18 protein-coding genes are annotated in these 17,037 nt (G+C 60.1%); 8 read left to right on the forward strand and 10 right to left on the reverse strand.

Annotated features, from left to right (window positions below):
• The first annotated feature begins 14 nt into the window (after positions 1-14).
• Positions 15-644, forward strand: a complete 630-nt coding sequence (locus tag BFL40_RS15920) for a glutathione S-transferase (RefSeq protein ID WP_071484892.1) — start codon at positions 15-17, stop codon at positions 642-644.
• Between the two features lie 124 nt (positions 645-768).
• Here the strand turns inward: BFL40_RS15920 and creD are convergent, their stop codons facing one another.
• From creD to rloA2, 4 genes are read right to left on the reverse strand one after another with little or no spacing between them, the layout of a single operon-like run.
• Positions 769-2,142, reverse strand: a complete 1,374-nt coding sequence (gene creD / locus BFL40_RS15925) for a cell envelope integrity protein CreD (protein ID WP_071484893.1) — start codon at positions 2,140-2,142, stop codon at positions 769-771.
• 51 nt (positions 2,143-2,193) lie between these two features.
• Entirely contained in the window at positions 2,194-3,633 is a 1,440-nt protein-coding gene (gene creC, locus BFL40_RS15930; RefSeq protein ID WP_071484894.1) for a two-component system sensor histidine kinase CreC, read from the reverse strand.
• On the reverse strand, positions 3,633-4,301 hold the full coding sequence (creB, locus tag BFL40_RS15935; RefSeq protein ID WP_071484895.1) for a two-component system response regulator CreB: 669 nt from the start codon (positions 4,299-4,301) through the stop codon (positions 3,633-3,635). The genes creC and creB overlap by 1 nt, the downstream gene beginning before the upstream one ends.
• Before the next feature lie 8 nt (positions 4,302-4,309).
• On the reverse strand, positions 4,310-4,810 hold the full coding sequence (rloA2, locus tag BFL40_RS15940) for a retropepsin-like aspartic peptidase RloA2 (protein ID WP_071484896.1): 501 nt from the start codon (positions 4,808-4,810) through the stop codon (positions 4,310-4,312).
• Between the two features lie 292 nt (positions 4,811-5,102).
• On the opposite strand from rloA2, the gene yihG reads away from it, so the two are divergent.
• Positions 5,103-5,990: a 1-acylglycerol-3-phosphate O-acyltransferase, YihG family gene (gene yihG / locus BFL40_RS15945; RefSeq protein ID WP_071484897.1), complete on the forward strand. Its 888-nt coding sequence runs from the start codon at positions 5,103-5,105 to the stop codon at positions 5,988-5,990.
• Here yihG and BFL40_RS15950 read toward each other — a convergent pair.
• Positions 5,987-6,556 (reverse strand): DUF2780 domain-containing protein, encoded by a 570-nt coding sequence (locus BFL40_RS15950; protein ID WP_071484898.1) that lies wholly within the window; start codon positions 6,554-6,556, stop codon positions 5,987-5,989. The two genes, yihG and BFL40_RS15950, sit on opposite strands and share 4 nt — an antisense overlap.
• A gap of 152 nt (positions 6,557-6,708) precedes the next feature.
• Between BFL40_RS15950 and BFL40_RS15955 the strand changes: the two genes are divergently transcribed.
• From BFL40_RS15955 to BFL40_RS15980, 6 genes are all read left to right on the forward strand, one after another.
• A complete protein-coding gene (locus tag BFL40_RS15955) occupies positions 6,709-7,335 on the forward strand; it encodes a sigma-70 family RNA polymerase sigma factor (RefSeq protein ID WP_083374567.1) in 627 nt (208 codons plus the stop codon).
• A complete protein-coding gene (locus BFL40_RS15960; protein WP_071484899.1) occupies positions 7,332-8,009 on the forward strand; it encodes an anti-sigma factor in 678 nt (225 codons plus the stop codon). Before BFL40_RS15955 ends, BFL40_RS15960 begins: the two co-directional genes overlap by 4 nt.
• A gap of 398 nt (positions 8,010-8,407) precedes the next feature.
• Complete coding sequence (locus BFL40_RS15965; RefSeq protein WP_235864698.1) at positions 8,408-8,668, forward strand: hypothetical protein; 261 nt, start codon at positions 8,408-8,410, stop codon at positions 8,666-8,668.
• A 136-nt stretch (positions 8,669-8,804) separates the two neighbouring features.
• Entirely contained in the window at positions 8,805-9,170 is a 366-nt protein-coding gene (locus BFL40_RS15970) for a hypothetical protein (RefSeq protein WP_071484901.1), read from the forward strand.
• Positions 9,171-9,300: 130 nt separating this feature from the next.
• Entirely contained in the window at positions 9,301-10,275 is a 975-nt protein-coding gene (locus tag BFL40_RS15975) for a hypothetical protein (protein WP_071484902.1), read from the forward strand.
• Entirely contained in the window at positions 10,276-10,635 is a 360-nt protein-coding gene (locus tag BFL40_RS15980; protein ID WP_071484903.1) for a hypothetical protein, read from the forward strand. It abuts the gene before it with no gap.
• Positions 10,636-10,681: 46 nt separating this feature from the next.
• Here BFL40_RS15980 and fdhA read toward each other — a convergent pair whose 3' ends face one another.
• From fdhA to BFL40_RS16005, 5 genes are all read right to left on the reverse strand, one after another.
• Positions 10,682-11,881 carry a formaldehyde dehydrogenase, glutathione-independent gene (fdhA, locus tag BFL40_RS15985; RefSeq protein WP_071484904.1) on the reverse strand — a complete coding sequence of 400 codons (1,200 nt, stop codon included), beginning with the start codon at positions 11,879-11,881 and terminating at the stop codon, positions 10,682-10,684.
• Between the two features lie 131 nt (positions 11,882-12,012).
• Positions 12,013-12,870: a formyltetrahydrofolate deformylase gene (purU, locus tag BFL40_RS15990; protein ID WP_005792124.1), complete on the reverse strand. Its 858-nt coding sequence runs from the start codon at positions 12,868-12,870 to the stop codon at positions 12,013-12,015.
• A gap of 126 nt (positions 12,871-12,996) precedes the next feature.
• Complete coding sequence (locus BFL40_RS15995) at positions 12,997-13,629, reverse strand: sarcosine oxidase subunit gamma (RefSeq protein ID WP_071484905.1); 633 nt, start codon at positions 13,627-13,629, stop codon at positions 12,997-12,999.
• Between the two features lie 78 nt (positions 13,630-13,707).
• Positions 13,708-16,725 (reverse strand): sarcosine oxidase subunit alpha, encoded by a 3,018-nt coding sequence (locus BFL40_RS16000; RefSeq protein WP_071484906.1) that lies wholly within the window; start codon positions 16,723-16,725, stop codon positions 13,708-13,710.
• The gene (locus BFL40_RS16005) at positions 16,722-17,024 is read right to left on the reverse strand and encodes a sarcosine oxidase subunit delta (RefSeq protein WP_071484907.1); all 303 of its coding nucleotides are present in this window, start codon (positions 17,022-17,024) and stop codon (positions 16,722-16,724) included. The genes BFL40_RS16000 and BFL40_RS16005 overlap by 4 nt, the downstream gene beginning before the upstream one ends.
• Positions 17,025-17,037 lie beyond the last annotated feature (13 nt).

Below are 17,037 nucleotides of genomic sequence, written 5' to 3' on the forward strand. Positions count from 1 at the left end.
TCAGAGGAATCCCCATGTCCGCTCCCAGCATGACCTTGTTCCACAACCCTGCCTCACCCTTCGTGCGCAAAGTCCGCGTGCTGCTGGCCGAAACCGGCCAGCAGGATCGCGTAATCCTGCAAGGCTGCATGCCGACGCCGGTCAATCCCGATGCGCAACTGGTGCAAGACAACCCGGTGGGCAAGATCCCGGCCCTGCGCTTGGCCGACGGCAGCGTGCTGCATGACAGCCGGGTGATCCTCGATTACTTCGACCACCAGCATGTCGGCAACCCACTGATACCCCGCGACGGCTCGGCGCGCTGGCGCCGCCTGACCCTGGCCTCGATGGCCGACGGCATCATGGATGCCGCCGTGCTGGTGCGTTACGAGACGGCCATGCGCCCGGCGGATAAACAGTGGGACCAATGGATCGACGAGCAGCGCAACAAGATCCGTCGCACCCTCGCCGAGCTGGAACAGGACGCCATCGCCGAACTGACCAGCCATTTCGACATCGCGGCCATCAGCGTGGCCTGTGCCTTGGGCTACCTCGACTTCCGCCATCCTGACCTGCAATGGCGCTCGGCCAACCCCAAGCTTGCACAGTGGTATGCCGAGGTCAGTCAGCGACCTTCGATGCTGCAGACCCAACCGCCTGTCTAACCTGCTGAACACGGTACCCTTGTGGCGAGTGGGCTTGCCACAGGGAGCCGATTCGCCACGAAAAATAGCGCATTAATCCTCGCCACCAATTGCGTCCTCACTTGCTGATCTTCCCGTAACCCGATCATTGCACCGCCTCCAGGTCAAACTGCAGCGGCTCGGTCGCCTTGCGCTTGCCCACGCCATACCAATCCAATTTGCGCGTCAGCACCATCACCGTACCCAACAGGCCAAACAACAACAGCGAGCCCATCAGCAGCGCGTAATCCTCGGCGCTCAATAGCCCATACAACAAGCCATACAACGCCGCCAACCCTGCAGAAAAACCCAGGCCATGGCTGATGCTGCGCAGCACATGGCACACGTAGAAACCGATCAACAACACGCAGGCACTGGCGGAGATGAGGTAGGCCATGGCAAACCCTATGTGCTCGGACAACGACAACAACAGCAGGTAGAAGAACGCCAAGGCAACCCCGACCAACGCATATTGGATCGGGTGCACCGCCAGGCTCTTGAGCACTTCGAACAGGAAGAAGCCGGCAAAGGTCAGGGCGATAAACAGCAGTGCGTATTTGATCGCGCGGTCAGCCTTGAGGTACTGGTCCACAGGGTCGATAAAGTTCACACCGAAGCTTCGGTTGTTGAAGTCGTTACAGCCCTGCCCGTCCAGACAGGTTTGCAGGGCTTGTTCGAGGTTGGTGGAGAAGAATGAGGTCTGCCAGTTGGCGGTAAACCCCTTGTCAGTGACTTCTCGCTGAGCTGGCAAGAAATTGCCGATAAAGCTTGGGTGCGGCCAGTTGGAGGCGAGCGATACCTGGCTGGTCTTGCCCACCGGCACCACTTGCAGTTGTTCAGTGCCTTGCAGGCGCAGGTCGAAGGCGAAATCCACCACGTACGGCTTTTTGCTGTCCTGCTCCGGCAGCGCCACGTGTACACCCTCACCCAACCAATCCACTTGGGAACCCGGTTCGAACTCCAGACGCTGGCTGCCCAGTTCAAGCTTCAGTGCGTTTTCGATGCCACGAATATCACTGATACCCACCGCCAGAAACGCCGGCTCAAAACGGTAATCGGCAAAGTCCTCCGTGATACCCAACTGCGCAGGCATCTCGAAACGCCCACTGATGCGGTTGTCGGCATGGAACAGCCGCGCCTGGTAAATGCCTCGTGCGCGCAGTTCGGTCTGCACCTTGCCGTCGAGTTCAAAACGGTCCGGCAGGAAATACAGACGACCGCGCTCTTCACGGGTTTGCTCGTAGCGTTTGTTGAGCTTTTCATTGAGCTTCCACTCGCGGACGGTCTTGCGATACGGCACCACCATCACCGGGCCGGTGAGGCGCTGGCTGTAGCTGGAGCTGCGGGCGATATCCATCAAGACGCCGTCACGCAGTTGCTGGCGGTCGCTGATGATGCCGTTGATCATCAGCAACGGAATCAGCAACAGCAGGATCAGCAGCGCAATCGCGCCAAGTTTGAAAAGCAAGCTGCGGTTCATGGGTCTCTCCCTGTTTTGATGGGCAGAGAGTGAGCCGCGCTTATGGGAGATTTATGTGGGTAATGTGGAGACTGTGTGGAGTTGCAGCACCACTTGCACGCCGCCGGGCACGTTGCCGATCTGCAACGCGCCGCCGTGCAGCTTCATCACTTCTTCGACAAAGTTGAGGCCCAGGCCAGTGCTTTTGCGGCCGCTGGCCGGACGTGGCAGGGAATAGAAACGCTCGCTCAGGCGCGGCAGAGCGTAGTCGGGAATCGGCGCAGCCTGGTTGAACAGGCTGACCTGCACATCGTTGTGCCGCGTTTGTGCACTAAATTTCAACGCCCCACCGGGTGGCGTGAAGTCCAAGGCGTTATCCAGCAGATTGCCCAAGGCCTGGCGCAGCAGGAAGGGTTCGCCGAACACCTTCACATCGGCAGCAATCGTCTGCTCGACGTGCAAGCCGGCGCCTTCAATTCGCGCGCATTGCGCCTTGAGCACATCGTCAACCATGGCCGCCAGCGAGATGCTCGCCTGCTCTTCCAAGCCCTGGCGTTGCTCCACTTGCGCCAGGTTCAGCAGACGCTCGATCAACTGCTGCAAGCGCGCACTTTCACTGTCGATATTGCCGACAAACCGCTGCTGCTGCTCGCGGGTCATATCGCCCTGCAACAGCTCCGCCGCGCCGCGAATCGCCGCCAGTGGGCTTTTCAATTCATGGGTCAGGGTGTGTACGTAATGCTCAACGTAGGCCTTGCCCTCCAGTTGCGTGCGCATGTGCTCCACGGCAGTGGACAGTTGCTTGAGTTCGCCGCCACGGTAGTGCGGCAACTCGGCACGCCGACCTTCGCTGACGGCCTCGGCGTAGGCCGTCAACCGACGCAGGGCAACGCTCAGCCACCACGACAACAGCGCGCCCAACAACAAGCCCAGAATCACCAGCCCGGAGCCATACCACAGCAGGCGGCGCTCGGTACGGTCGACATAGGGCTGCAACGAACTGTTGGGCTTGGCCACGGTGACCACGCCGATGATCTGGCCGTTATCGCGAATCGGCGCACCCACGTGCATCACCGACGAAGCGGGGTCATTCAGTTCATTGCGAGTAGAACGGGCACCGTATTCGCCGCGCAAGGTCAGGTAGACGTCGTTCCACTTGGAGTAATCCTGGCCCACCGCTTCGCCCGTGGAATCGAGCAACACGATGCCCTTGGCGTCGGTCACGTAGATGCGGTGGTTGACCTGGTTTTTCGGCAAGCCCCAAATGCTCGCGCCGGGCTGGCGATTGCCGTAAGCCTTGAGCCACTCGGGCCAGTTACTCTGGCCAAGGGTGCCGTTCTTCACGTCATCGCGCAGGATTTCGGCCAAAAGATTGGCCGTGTCCACCAAGGTTTCTTCAGTGGACTGCCGCACGCCGGGGCGGATTTCCTTCATCACCGTGTTGAGTACAAAGTAACCGGTCAGGCCGATAAACAGCGCATACACCAGGAAGATCCGCAGCCCCAGGCGCATCAGCTGTTGCTCGGGCTGTAGCTGTAGCCGAGGCCGCGATGGGTCTGGATAGGCTCGGCATCGGCGGCCACGCCTCGTAACTTGCTGCGCAGGCTTTTGATATGGCTGTCGATATTGCGCTCGTAACCCGCATCGGCAGGAACGCCCACCGCATCGAGCAATTGCTCACGGCTGAACACCCGCTCGGGTTGCTCCAGCAGGCTTTGCAGCAGGCGGAACTCATGGCGGGTCAGGCTCAAAGGCTGAGCGCGATAGTGGATCTGCATGCGTTCCAGGTCCACCTGAAACACGGCGGGCGCAACGCCGGGGCTGACGCGCTTGAGGATCGCCCTGACCCGTGCCGCCACTTCCCGTGGGCTGAACGGCTTGACCACATAATCGTCAGCGCCGATCTCCAACCCCACCACCCGGTCGATTTCACCGTCCCGAGCGCTGAGAAACATCACCGGCACGTCGCTGAACCGCCGCAGTTGCTTGCAGGTTTCAAAGCCAGTGATATCCGGCAGGCCAATGTCGAGGATGATCAGGTCGGCCGGCGTCTGGCGCTGATGGGCCAGCGCCTCCTGGCCGAGGCTCAGCCAGGTGGTGGTAAAGCCCTCGCCTTGCAGGGCGAATATCAGCGTGTCGGCTATCGCCGCTTCGTCTTCGACAATCAGGATATGCGGCATGGGTTCAATCAGCAGTCCGGTTTATCAGCGGTGTAGCGACGGGCCGGATTTACCGCCGCGCCGAATTCACGCAGGGCCTTGGCGCCGATCAGCAAAGGGTAGTTAAAGCTGCTGCGATCGGTGAGGTTGACCTCGACCGTGCGCTTGATGTTGCCCAGGCACATTTCCAAATCGATCACCGGACGCTTGGCCACCGTGGCTTCGTCCTTGTCGTCGTCTTCGTCGGCGCGGCTCTTGATCTTGCTGATGCGCGACACCTTGTGCTCAAAGACTTTGTCGCTCGCATCCTTGCCGCCAAGACGGAAGCGCACCCAATCGTCGCCGTCACGCTGGAAGGTTTCGATGTTACGGGCCGACAGCGACGCGGTCAGCGCGCCGGTGTCCATCTTGGCCTTGAAGGTTTGGCCGATCTCCGGCAATTGGATGTATTCGTAGCGACCGTAGAGGGTCGGCTCGGCGGCCATGACCGGCAGGGCAACCAGGGCGAACGCGGCAAGGAGCAGTTTCACGACGTGATTTCCTCGAAAGAAGTAGGCGGATTCTAGACCGCAAAAGCCGCACTTAGTTAGTTCGCCGAGCATTTAGATCGTTCCCACGCTCTGCGTGGGAATGCAGCCCTGGACGCTCCGCGTCCACTCTAAAAGCATGACGCAGAGCGTCACAGGAGGCATTCCCACGCAGAGCGTGGGAACGATCAAGCCTACGGGGCACATTGTGAAACATTCGTGCGGCAAATTGCGATTTGGCCTCTAGACTCAGCTCTCTTATCATGGCCCGCCCACAAGATCCCAAGAGTTGCTTATGCGCCGCCTGCTCACCGGCTGTTTTGTCACCCTGCTGCTATTGCTCAATACCTTGGTGCTGTTCGGGCCATTGATGGTCTTTGCCCTGCTCAAGCTCGTGGCCCCCGGGCGCTTTCGCGACTACGCCTCCTGGGCGGTGATGTGGATCGCCGAAACCTGGGCCGAGATCGACAAACTTATATTCTCGCTGTGCATCCCGACTCAATGGGATATTCGCGGCGGCGGCGACCTGCGCGGTGACACCTCCTACCTCGTCATCAGCAACCACCAATCCTGGGTGGATATTCCGGCGCTGATCCAGACGCTTAACCGGCGTACACCGTTTTTCAAATTCTTCCTGAAAAAAGAGCTGATCTGGGTGCCCTTCCTGGGCCTTGCCTGGTGGGCATTGGACTACCCGTTCATGAAGCGCTACACCAAGGCCTTCCTGGCCAAGCACCCGGAACTGGCGGGGCAGGATTTGAAGATCACCCAGCAAGCGTGCGAACTGTTCAAGCGCCAGCCGGTGACGGTGGTCAATTACCTGGAAGGCACGCGGTTCAATGAGACAAAACGCAAGCAGCAGGACTCGCCGTTTGCGCGGCTGCTAAAGCCCAAGGCGGGCGGCGTGGCGTTTGTGCTGGCGGCGATGGGCGAACAGCTGGACGCGATCCTCGACGTGACCGTGGTCTATCCGCAGCAAAAGATTCCGGGGTTCTGGGACTTGATCAGCGGCGCGGTGCCGAAAGTGATCATTGATATCCGCACCCGTGAGCTGGATCCGGCGTTGTGGCAGGGGGATTACGAAAACGATCCGGTGTTTCGCCAGACCGTCCAGAACTGGGTAAACCAGCTCTGGATGGAGAAAGATGCGCGCATCGAACAACTGCGCGCAGGCAGTCGTTAGCCGCCAGTACCCCAGGCCTGGGCCAGCTTGCCCAGTACCGAACTGCTAGCGCCCTGGCCACCCAGGTATTGCAGGATCACCGGGGCAAATTTGCCCACCATACTGTTGTCCATGCCCAGGGCACCGAACGCCGTGTTCAGGTCGCCGGTGTTCTTCACGTTACCCAATAGGCCGTCCAGGCCACTGGTCTTGCTGCCGCCGCTCTGGCCGAGCATCCCGCTCAAGGCGCCGAGGCTCCCCAGGGAGTTGCTTCCCGACAGTTTATCCAGGCCGGGCACGCTCTTGCCCAGTTGCGAATAGTCAGTACCGCTCAATTGGTTCTTGGCCAGGCCCAGCATGGCGCCTGTACCGCCGACGGCTTGCTCTGGGGTGACGTTCAGTTGCGAAGTCAAGGCGCTCAGCAGGCCGGCAGTCTGGGAGCTCGGCGCTGCGGCAGCGGCCTTGTTGTTGCCCTGGGCGCCGGAAACGGCATTGGTCACGTCATCGAGGCTGAAACCTGCGGCAAACACCGGGCTGGCGGCCACGGTCATCAGGCAGGACAGGGCAAAACCGCGTGAAATCTTCATCAAGACAACCTCTGATATGTAGGAGCTAAAAGCAGGCGTTTGACTGACAGTCCCGAAGGATTGTTCCCCTCTACAGATTAGTTCAGATAACACCGCATCCAAATGACCTGCCCCAGCGTATATCAGGCATGCACCGCCCGGAGTTGGATGGAATGAATGCCCAAGCTGGACTACCCTCTGCCTACCGTGCGCAGTCCCGCCGCCCTCGTTTGAGCGCTTGGAGAAGCCCTATTTCCATCAACGATGCTGACCCGTTGCGGCCCCTGTTAGCCCAATGCGCCCTGGGCAACCGCCAGGCATTCGAAACCCTCTACCGTAGCGTTTCACCACGGCTGCACGGTGTTGCATTCCGATTCATGGGGCGCTCGGACCTGGCCGAAGAGGTGTTGCAGGAAGCCTTCGTACGCATCTGGTACAACGCCTCGCGCTACGAGGCGCACCTGGCGGCACCGATGACCTGGATGGTCAACATCACGCGCAACCTGGCCATCGACCAATTGCGCAAACATCGTGAACAACCGTTGGCCGACGGCCAGCAAGACGCCCTGCTCGACGACAGCCCCAGCGCCCACGAGCAACTCGACAACGAGCGCGAAGCCCGCGCCCTCAATCGCTGCCTTGAAACCCTCGACGGCATGCAGCGCCAATCAATCACCGTGGCTTACTTCCAGGGCCTGTCGTGCTCGGAACTGGCCAACCACTTGGCGGCGCCGCTGGGCTCAGTCAAATCCTGGATTCGCCGCGGCATGGAACGCCTGCGCAGGTGCCTTGAATCATGAACTACCAAACCACCGCCCTGCGCCGCGCCCTGGCCGCCGACTACGCCATCGGGTTGATGCCCACCACCGCCCGTCGGCGCTTTGAAAGCCTGCTGCTGGATGATGCCGCGCTGCGCGTCGAACTCGGTCATTGGCAAGATGCCCTCGCCAGCCTGACCGGCGCCTTGCCTGAGCGGCCGGTGCCGGACTACGTATGGGCGGGCATCAAGGCCCGCATCGAACCGCAAGTGCTGCATGTGCCGGAGAAGAAGCCGTTCTGGATGAATTTCCGACTGCTGGCAGCCGCATGTGCTGTCGTCGTCGCAGTGCTGGTGGGCGTGCTTTATCAGCGTGATATCGGCGCCGAGTACAACGCCACGCTGGTTGCCGCCAACCAGCAACCGGCGTTGCAGATCCAGGCCTTTGCCGATTACCTGCAAGTCGAGCCGCTGACGCTGGCGGCGCTGGAACCGACGCGCGTCCTGGAATTGTGGGCCATTCCCGCTGGAGGCAAACCGATCTCACTGGGCTTGGTGCCTAGCGCCGGTAAGGGTCGGATTCAGTTGAGCAAAGCACAACAGGCGTTGCTGACCGCACCTCTGACGCTCGCCGTCAGCCTGGAGCCGCAAGGTGGTTCGCCGACCGGGCAGCCGACAGGGCCAGTGTTGTATCAAGGCGCACTGGCTTCTCGCTGACACCGATACCTGTGGGAGCTGGCTTGCCTGCGATGGCGGCGGGTCAGCCAAGGAAAGGTTGACTGGCCCACCGCCATCGCAGGCAAGCCAGCTCCCACATTGATCTCCATTGGCTGAGCGACTTGCTCCCGGCGCAGGATGACGCTTATAGTTCGGCGGTCGTCCACATGGCGACACGGGTTTGGCGACCCGATAGAAATAATGCATGCAAAAGCACCTGCTCCTTTGCAGGTTTTTTTGCACGCGTAAAGCTGCTCTATGGCGGCTGTGCGCGGGAGACCTTCGGGTCTGCCGGCCTTTGCTTTATTTCACCGGTTCGCCAACCTGCGTACAGCTGCCACCCATTCGTTTGGCGACGTGTGAGTGGTAGCCCCATTCTCTGAAATGAAGGTTAAAACATGAACCGATACATGCCGCTCACCGGCCACGACAGCACCACCCCGTCCTTGCTCATCGACACCCAAGTCCCGCTTGACGTCCTCCACGACGCCGCCGTCTACCGCATCCGCGCGGTCACTCAGGTCATGGAAAACCTTGCGTTCCGCGAAGGCCTGAACACCGACACCCTCGTCCTCCAGGACTTCGCCCTGCTCTGCGCCATTCCGTTGCGCGATGGGTGCGACTTGCTGGATGTGATCAGCCGGCGCTTGCAGGCTTAATCCGCAGAGGCAAAAGGGCGACTCCGTGTCGCCCTTTCCCATTCCTGAAATACCCGAGTCCTCGGAACCCTGGCGTCATTACAGCCCACCCAAGACTGCCTCTATCAGGCATACCCACTCAGGAGCTGTAACCCTCATGATCGGATTGATCCCCAGCGTTTCTTCTGTATTCAGCGCTATCAGCAGCCAGCAACCCCGCACACAAGCCGTCGATATTGGCCAATGCCCTGCCCCCCGCGATATCCAATCCAAAGCCTACACAGACCCTGACCTACCCCCGCCGTACGGTGAGGGTTATCAATACACCGCCTCTGCCAACGGCAAGACATGGACCGGGCAAACCGCCGCAACCAGCGACGACTACCTGGCCCCGGAGTACGAACTCAAGGCGGAGGAAATCAACGAACGAGATGGCAAAGTCCATTGTGACTACGGTGGCAAGCGCTTGATAAAAAATGGTGAGGTGGCTGATCCCTACCTGCGGCTCACCGCACTTAAGTGACCCACATTGTCAGGAGGATACGAAACTTGCGTAGTCCATTTCTGAAACATTAATAACGCCCCTGCACGCGTCTTACCCCGCCTGTAGCGCCTTCTTATAGTCGAGCGCCACAGACTTGGAGTCAGACGTGATGCAGGGACCCTACGCGTTTATCAACGACCGCCCACGACCTTATCCGCAGCTAAAATTGAGCCTTTCGCTCAGCCCTCACACACAAACAAAGTTCGACACCCTCAACCAGCACATCCGCAACGTCGTGGTACTGCCAGGGCAGTTGGTGATCATCGGCGATAGCCGCACGGCATCCTGTACTGCTGAAGAAGCGCAATTGATGCGCTCGGCGGCGAACATCAAACAGGCGTTGCTGGCGCATTCAGCAGCCGATCAATTCCTGATCAAAAACTATGATCAATTGCAGGCCATCATGGCCAACGCCTCTATCGGTATCGGGAGTGCCAGTAGCGCCTGGAGCAAGCACCTGGAGGCCATCGAAAAAAACCTCAAGGAAATCGACGATTTGCATAAGCAGTACTTGAGCAAAGGCACTACGGCTGCAAGGGATGAGTTTCTGGTCAAACGCCGGGTGCTGTTTGCGAGGCTGGATGGGCAGCTGTCTGGCATGGCGCGTTCTGGTACAGGCCTGAAAAATGAGGGTTCGATTAAGAAAATGCTGGGCATTTCCAGCAAAAGTTACTGGCAGCACGGGGAAATTCGAGGGTATGAAGAGACCGTCAAACGGGTAGCCAAGGCTTCGCAGATGTTGAAGAAGGGGACCTATATTGGTATCGCGCTGGATGTTGGAGCGACGGCGCTGGAAATAACCGAAGCGTGCTCCACAGGGCGTGAACAGGAGTGTACGAAAGCGAAATATGTTGAAGGAGTCAAGCTGGTGGGTGCCGTTGGTGGCTCATATTGGGGAGGGAAAGCTGGGACCGCTATCGGGACGGGCGCTTGCGTGGTTGTTTTTGGTGTACCGACGGCAGGTATCGGAGTTTTGGCATGCGCCATCGTCGGCGGTGCAGCAGGCGGGCTTGCCGGGGGCGCGCTGGGAAGTGGGCTAGCCGAATACGCAGGCAACTTTATCTACAAGACGGTGAGTAATTAAATGTTCTGGGGCTACCTTGGCATGGGCTCACTCGCCTTGATGTTGCTCAGTATTCCACTCACCTATTGCGCCATGTACAAAAAACTTGATGCAGCAGAACGGTATGTGCAGTACAGCGTCTTCCTGGTCATGAACAAACATATATTTCGTAATACCCATTTTGAGGGAAGACCACAACGCGTCTTCGCCATGGGCACCATCATTCTTATCCCGAAAGTGCTCCAATGGAGGCGCTTGGTACTTGTTGAGGACGTTGAAAAAATCCCCCTGCACCTCAAGTGCTGGATGGTCGTACCCACACTCGCCACCTACATATCTTTTACCGTCATGTTTATTAGTTGGCTTTTTATAAAAGACTAATCCTTGATAAAACAAGGGCGACCCCTGGGTCGCCCTTATCTAACAACTACGCCGCACTAAACAACTTATGCGGATCAATCACAAACTTCTTCGGCACACCCGCATCAAACTCGCCATACCCACGCGGCGCGTCATCCAGGCTGATCACTTCCACCCCGACGATGTCAGCAATGTGGATACGGTCCCACATGATCGCCTGCATCAACTGGCGGTTGTACTTCATCACGGGGGTTTGCCCAGTGTGGAAGCTGTGGGATTTAGCCCAGCCCAAACCGAAGCGAATGCTCAGGCTGCCCATTTTCGCGGCCGCATCGACGGCACCTGGATCTTCGGTGACGTACAGGCCCGGGATACCGATCTTGCCCGCCACACGCACCACGCCCATCAGCGAGTTGAGCACGGTGGCCGGGGCTTCCGCCTTGACACCTTCATGGCCATGGCCGCGCGCTTCGAAGCCCACGCAGTCAACAGCGCAATCCACTTCCGGCTCGCCCAGCAGTGCAGCGATCTGTTCGTGCAGCGGGGTGTCTTTGGACAGGTCGGCAATTTCAAACCCTTGAGCCTTGGCGTGGGCCAGGCGGATCGGGTTGACGTCGCCGATGATCACTACCGCAGCGCCCAGCAGGCGTGCGGAGGCGGCAGCGGCCAGGCCGACAGGGCCGGCGCCAGCGATGTACACCGTGCTGCCCGGCCCAACACCCGCAGTGACGGCGCCGTGGTAGCCGGTCGGCAGGATGTCGGAGAGGCACGTCAGGTCGCGGATTTTCTCCATGGCCTTGTCGCGGTCCGGCAATTTCAGCAGGTTGAAGTCGGCGTAAGGCACCAGCACGTATTCGGCTTGGCCGCCGGTCCAGTCGCCCATGTCCACGTAGCCGTAGGCACCACCGGCGCGGGCCGGGTTGACGGTCAGGCACACGCCGGTGTGTTGTTCTTTACAGGAGCGGCAGAGGCCGCAGGCTACGTTGAACGGTACGGAGACCAGGTCGCCGATTTTCAGGTTTTCGACGCCGCTGCCCTTCTCGATCACTTCGCCGGTGATCTCATGACCGAGCACCAGGCCGGTCTGGGCGGTGGTGCGGCCGCGCACCATGTGTTGGTCGGAGCCGCAGATGTTGGTGGAGACCACGCGCAGGATGACGCCGTGTTCAATCTTCCTGCCACGGGGGTCCTGCATTTTGGGATAGTCGATTTTCTGTACTTCGACCTTGCCGCTGCCGAGATACACGACACCACGATTACCAGACATGCTTTCACCTCGCTGTTGTTTTTATGAAACCGCGTTGCCCAGGCAGGCAGCGCGTAAAGTGCTCGGGTACAGATGCTGTTTTTACGTTGTTTGTAAGGGCCTCACCGCAGGCAAGCCAGCGATGGCGGCCGTCAGAGCACCACCGTCCGATTAGCGTTCAAAAACACCCGGCGCTCAATGTGATACCCCACCGCGCGAGCCAATGTCAGCCCTTCAATATCCCGCCCCTTGGCAATCAAATCCTCGGGATAGTGGCTGTGATCCACCACCTCCACGCCTTGGGCGATGATCGGGCCTTCATCCAGGTCGTTGTTGATGTAATGCGCCGTGGCGCCAACCAATTTCACGCCCTTGTTGTAGGCCTGGTGATACGGCTTGGCGCCCTTGAACCCCGGCAGCAACGAGTGGTGAATGTTGATGGCTTTACCATCCAACTTGCGGCACAGCTCCGGCGACAACACCTGCATGTAGCGCGCAAGAATCACCAATTCGGCACCGGTGTCTTCCACCACTTGCCACACCTGACGCTCCTGGGACGGCTTATCGTTGGGGTCGAGGGGGAAATGGTAGTAGGGAATCTGGTGCCAGTCGGCCAACGGCTTCAGATCAGGGTGGTTGGAGACCACCGCGACCACGTCCATCGACAGTTGGCCGATGCGCTGGCGATACAGCAGGTCGTTGAGGCAGTGATCGGCCTTGGAGACCATGATCACCACTTTTGGCCGGTAGTTCGGCGCCGTCAGCTCGAAAATCATGCCAAATGCTTCACCGCGTGTGGCCAGGCCATCGCGGAAGGCTTGTTCGTCGAAACCGTCGGGCTGACGGAATTCCACGCGGATAAAGAACCGGCCCGAAAGCCGGTCATCGAACGAGTGGTGCTCGGTAACGTAGCAACCCTGTTCGAACAGATAGCGGGTGACCGCGTCCACCGTGCCGAGCACGCTGGGGCAGTCGGCGGTCAAAATCCATGTATCGGGTGCGCGGCTCATTGTACGTAACTCCTAGATCGTTCCCGCGCTCTGCGTGGGAATGCCGCCATGGACGCTCTGCGTCCGCTCTTGGGACGCGGAGCGTCCCGGGATGCATTCCCACGCTGAGCGTGGGAACGATCATCTTCAGGCTTGGACACTCAGGCCGAATTCGGCCGAGGCATCTTGCAACCACAACCACCAGTAGTCCGAGAAGCTGCGACGGATCAGCAGTTCCCAGGTGTCTTCAGCCGTGTGGCGGATCACCAGTTGGGACTTGGCGAACACCGTGCCCACCGCCTTGCCCACCGGGAAATTGTTAGGGTGCACGTCATAGCTGGTGGACTTCATCAGCACATCGCGCACATTCGGACCGCTGAGCTCAAGGATCTGCTGACCGCCGCTGACGTTGACGATCTGGATATGCAGGTCGCCCAGAGCCACACGCAGGTTTTGCTCGGCGACGAACTCTTCACCGCTTGGCACGATCAGCAACCACTCATCCGGGCCGAGCCATTGCAGGCTGGTTTCACCTTTGATGATGACTTGCAGGGCGCCGGGCAATTCGATGCCCAAGGCTTTGTGCACACCGGCAGCGAAGGCTGCGTCATGACCATCGCCACGAATGGTCAGGTGGCCGAGGAGTTTCTTTTCACGCACGGTTACGCCGGCGTTCTTGCGGCCCTTGCCGACCAGGCTGGCGAGGTCGGCATGGTGCAGCGACGACTCGGCCTTGGCCCCGGTGGTTGGGCGTTGTTGGTAAACATTGGCTGCTGTCATAAAGCACCTGTTCTGAATTGATCGTTCCCACGCTTTGCGTGGGAATGCCGCCATGGACGCTCTGCGTCCGATCGGGTGTCAGATGTTCTGGCGATCGCCTTTGGGGTCAAAGAACACCGAAGACACAATTTCCGCCTCGATCACGCTGCCATCCGCTTGCGGCGAAAACACCCGCTCGCCGATGCGCTTCAAGCCGCCCTTCACCACCGCCATCGCGAACGAATAGCCGAGGGAGTTATGGGCATAACTTGAGGTGACGTGGCCGACCATCTTCATCGGAATCGTCTGCTTCGGATCCAGCACCAACTGCGCGCCTTCCGGCAGCCATACGGTCGGGTCGATCGGTTTAAGCCCGACAAGCTGCTTACGCTCTTCACGCACGCAGTCTTCACGGTTCATCCCGCGCCAGCCGATCCACGAGAACGGTTTGGTACGGCCGACACACCAGCCCATATTCAGGTCGTCCGGGGTCATCGAGCCGTCGGTGTCCTGGCCGACGATGATGAAGCCCTTCTCGGCCCGCAGTACGTGCATGGTTTCGGTGCCGTACGGGGTCAAGTTGTACTTCTTGCCCGCCGCGACGATCTGCTCCAACACACCCATGGCGTAGTCGGCCTGCACGTTGACTTCGTACGACAGCTCACCGGTAAACGAGATCCGGAATACCCGCGCCGGCACGCCGCCGACCAGGCCTTCTTTCCAGGTCATGAACGGGAAGCCGTCCTTGTCCAGGTCGATGTCGGTGACCTCACTCAGCAGCTTGCGGCTGTTGGGGCCGGACAGGGTCATGGTCGCCCAGTGGTCGGTGACCGAGGTGAAGTACACCTTAAGGTCTGGCCATTCGGTCTGTTGGTAGATTTCCAGCCACTGCAGCACACGGGCGGCGCCGCCAGTGGTGGTGGTCATCAGGAAGTGGTTGTCGGCGATGCAGGCGGTCACGCCGTCGTCGAAGACCATGCCGTCTTCTTTGCACATCAGGCCGTAACGCGCCTTGCCCACGTCGAGCTTGGTCCAGGCGTTGCTGTAGATGCGGTTGAGGAACTCGCGCGCATCCGGGCCCTGAATGTCGATCTTGCCGAGGGTGGACGCATCCAACAGGCCGACGCTGTCGCGCACGGCCAGGCATTCGCGTTTCACCGCCGCGTGCAGGTCTTCACCGTTGCGCGGGAAATACCATGGGCGCTTCCATTGGCCGACGTCTTCAAACTCGGCGCCGTTTTTCACGTGCCAGGCTTGCAGTGCGGTGTAGCGAACGGGTTCGAAGATGTGCCCACAGTGACGGCCCGCGACAGCGCCGAAAGTCACCGGCGTGTAGTTGGGACGGAACATGGTGGTGCCCATCTGCGGGATGGTCACGTTCAGGGAGCGAGCGGCAATGGCCAGGCCGTTGACGTTACCCAGCTTGCCCTGGTCGGTACCGAAGCCCAGCGCGGTGTAGCGTTTGACGTGCTCGACCGACTCGAAACCTTCGCGGGTCGCCAGTTCGATGGCGGCGGCAGTCACGTCGTTTTGCAGGTCGACAAATTGCTTCGGCGCCCGTGCAGTGGCTTTTTCGTGAGGCACCTGGAACAGCGCCAACGTCGGCTCTTCCAAACGGCTCAGGGCTTTGGGCAGTGTGCCTTCCACTGGCGCAAAACCGGCTTCGCTGGCTGCGCGCACGCCGCCTTCAAAACCGTCCGCCAGGGAATCGCCGAGGCCATAGACGCCGTTGATGCCGCCGACGCACACGCGTTTTTGCGGTGCTTCGCCCGGTACGAAACCGAGGATGTCTTCACGCCAGGTCGGCTTGCCGCCCAGGTGCGAGGCCAAGTGAACCACCGGGCTGTAGCCGCCGGAACTGGCGACCAGATCGCAATCCAGCCACTCGCCGGGGCTGGTGACTTTGTGGGCTTTGACGTCAATCGCCGCCACACGGGCGCCGGTCACGTGCTTGCTGCCACGGGCCTCGATCACGGCACTGCCGGTGAGGATACGGATGCCTTTGGCGCGAGCTTCTTCAACCAGAGCACCGCGTGGGTTGTGCCGTGCATCGGCCACGGCCACCACGTTGAGGCCTGCATCGAACCAGTCCAACGCGACGCGGTAGGCGTGGTCGTTGTTGGTCGACAGCACCAGTTTTTTACCCGGGGCCACGCCGTAGCGACGCACGTAAGTAGACACTGCACCGGCGAGCATGTTGCCCGGCACGTCGTTGTTGCCGTACACCAGCGGACGCTCGCATGCACCGGTCGCCAGCACCACGCGCTTGGCGCGCACACGATGAATACGCTGACGCACCACGCCAATCGGCGCACGGTCACCGAGGTGGTCGGTGAGGCGTTCGTGAATGGTCAGGAAGTTATGGTCGTGGTAGCCGTTGACGGTGGCGCGGGGCAGCAGCACCACGTCCGGCAGGGCTTTGAGTTCAGCAATCACACTGGCGACCCATTCGGTGGCCGGCTTGCCGTCGAGGCTTTCGCGGGAGTCCAGCAAGGACCCGCCGAACTCTTCCTGCTCGTCAGCGATGATCACCCGAGCGCCACTGCGCGCAGCCGCCAAGGCAGCCGACAGACCGGCTGGGCCTGCGCCAACAATCAGCACGTCACAATGACGGTTGAAGTTGTCGTAGGTGTCCGGGTCGTTCTCGGTCGGCGAGCGGCCAAGACCTGCGGCCTTACGAATGTACTTCTCGTACGTCATCCAGAACGATTGCGGGTACATGAAGGTTTTGTAGTAGAAACCCGGCGGCATCAGCTTGCCGCCGACCTTGCCGAGAATGCCCATCACGTCATTGTTGACGTTCGGCCAGCCGTTGGTGCTGGTGGCGACCAGCCCTTGGTACAACGCCTGTTGCGTGGCGCGCACGTTAGGAATCTGGGTAGCTTCGGTAGCGCCGATCTGCAACACCGCGTTCGGCTCTTCCGCACCGGCGGCAAAGATGCCGCGCGGGCGCGAGTATTTGAAGCTGCGGCCGATGATGTCGACACCGTTGGCCAGCAGGGCTGCGGCCAGGGTGTCGCCTTCAAAGCCTTTGTAGCTCTGGCCGTTGAAGGTAAACGTCAGGACTTTATTACGGTCGATGCGGCCACCGTTGGACAGGCGATTGATCTGGCTCATACCTTCTCTCCAGAAGCCTTGGCGGTGAATTGCGGCTTGGTACCGATCTTGTAGGTTTCAAGAATTTCGTAGGTCAGGGTGTCGCGCGTCGCGTTGAAGTACTGGCGGCAACCGGCGGCGTGAATCCACAGTTCGTGGTGCAGGCCACGCGGGTTATCGCGGAAGAACATGTAATCGCCCCACTCTTCATCGGTGCAGGCGTTCGGGTCCAGCGGGCGCGGGATGTGCGCTTGGCCGGACGCGTGGAATTCCTCTTCGGAGCGCAGTTCGCCACAGTGAGGACAGAAGATATGCAACATAGGGAATTTCTCC

Origin of the sequence: Pseudomonas costantinii, from assembly GCF_001870435.1 — a bacterium.
GTDB lineage: Bacteria > Pseudomonadota > Gammaproteobacteria > Pseudomonadales > Pseudomonadaceae > Aquipseudomonas > Aquipseudomonas costantinii.

Bases quoted from the DNA above. Each gene is read 5' to 3' on its own strand.
- BFL40_RS15980 (WP_071484903.1), top strand. From the start codon at position 10,276: ATGTTCTGGGGCTACCTTGGCATGGGCTCACTCGCCTTGATGTTGCTC.
- creB (WP_071484895.1), bottom strand. From the start codon at position 4,301: ATGCCGCATATCCTGATTGTCGAAGACGAAGCGGCGATAGCCGACACG.
- BFL40_RS15960 (WP_071484899.1), top strand. From the start codon at position 7,332: ATGAACTACCAAACCACCGCCCTGCGCCGCGCCCTGGCCGCCGACTAC.
- creC (WP_071484894.1), bottom strand. From the start codon at position 3,633: ATGCGCCTGGGGCTGCGGATCTTCCTGGTGTATGCGCTGTTTATCGGC.
- BFL40_RS16000 (WP_071484906.1), bottom strand. From the start codon at position 16,725: ATGAGCCAGATCAATCGCCTGTCCAACGGTGGCCGCATCGACCGTAAT.
- yihG (WP_071484897.1), top strand. From the start codon at position 5,103: ATGCGCCGCCTGCTCACCGGCTGTTTTGTCACCCTGCTGCTATTGCTC.
- BFL40_RS15950 (WP_071484898.1), bottom strand. From the start codon at position 6,556: ATGAAGATTTCACGCGGTTTTGCCCTGTCCTGCCTGATGACCGTGGCC.
- fdhA (WP_071484904.1), bottom strand. From the start codon at position 11,881: ATGTCTGGTAATCGTGGTGTCGTGTATCTCGGCAGCGGCAAGGTCGAA.
- BFL40_RS15975 (WP_071484902.1), top strand. From the start codon at position 9,301: ATGCAGGGACCCTACGCGTTTATCAACGACCGCCCACGACCTTATCCG.
- BFL40_RS15955 (WP_083374567.1), top strand. From the start codon at position 6,709: ATGAATGCCCAAGCTGGACTACCCTCTGCCTACCGTGCGCAGTCCCGC.
- BFL40_RS15920 (WP_071484892.1), top strand. From the start codon at position 15: ATGTCCGCTCCCAGCATGACCTTGTTCCACAACCCTGCCTCACCCTTC.
- creD (WP_071484893.1), bottom strand. From the start codon at position 2,142: ATGAACCGCAGCTTGCTTTTCAAACTTGGCGCGATTGCGCTGCTGATC.
- BFL40_RS15970 (WP_071484901.1), top strand. From the start codon at position 8,805: ATGATCGGATTGATCCCCAGCGTTTCTTCTGTATTCAGCGCTATCAGC.
- BFL40_RS15965 (WP_235864698.1), top strand. From the start codon at position 8,408: ATGAACCGATACATGCCGCTCACCGGCCACGACAGCACCACCCCGTCC.
- BFL40_RS15995 (WP_071484905.1), bottom strand. From the start codon at position 13,629: ATGACAGCAGCCAATGTTTACCAACAACGCCCAACCACCGGGGCCAAG.
- purU (WP_005792124.1), bottom strand. From the start codon at position 12,870: ATGAGCCGCGCACCCGATACATGGATTTTGACCGCCGACTGCCCCAGC.
- BFL40_RS16005 (WP_071484907.1), bottom strand. From the start codon at position 17,024: ATGTTGCATATCTTCTGTCCTCACTGTGGCGAACTGCGCTCCGAAGAG.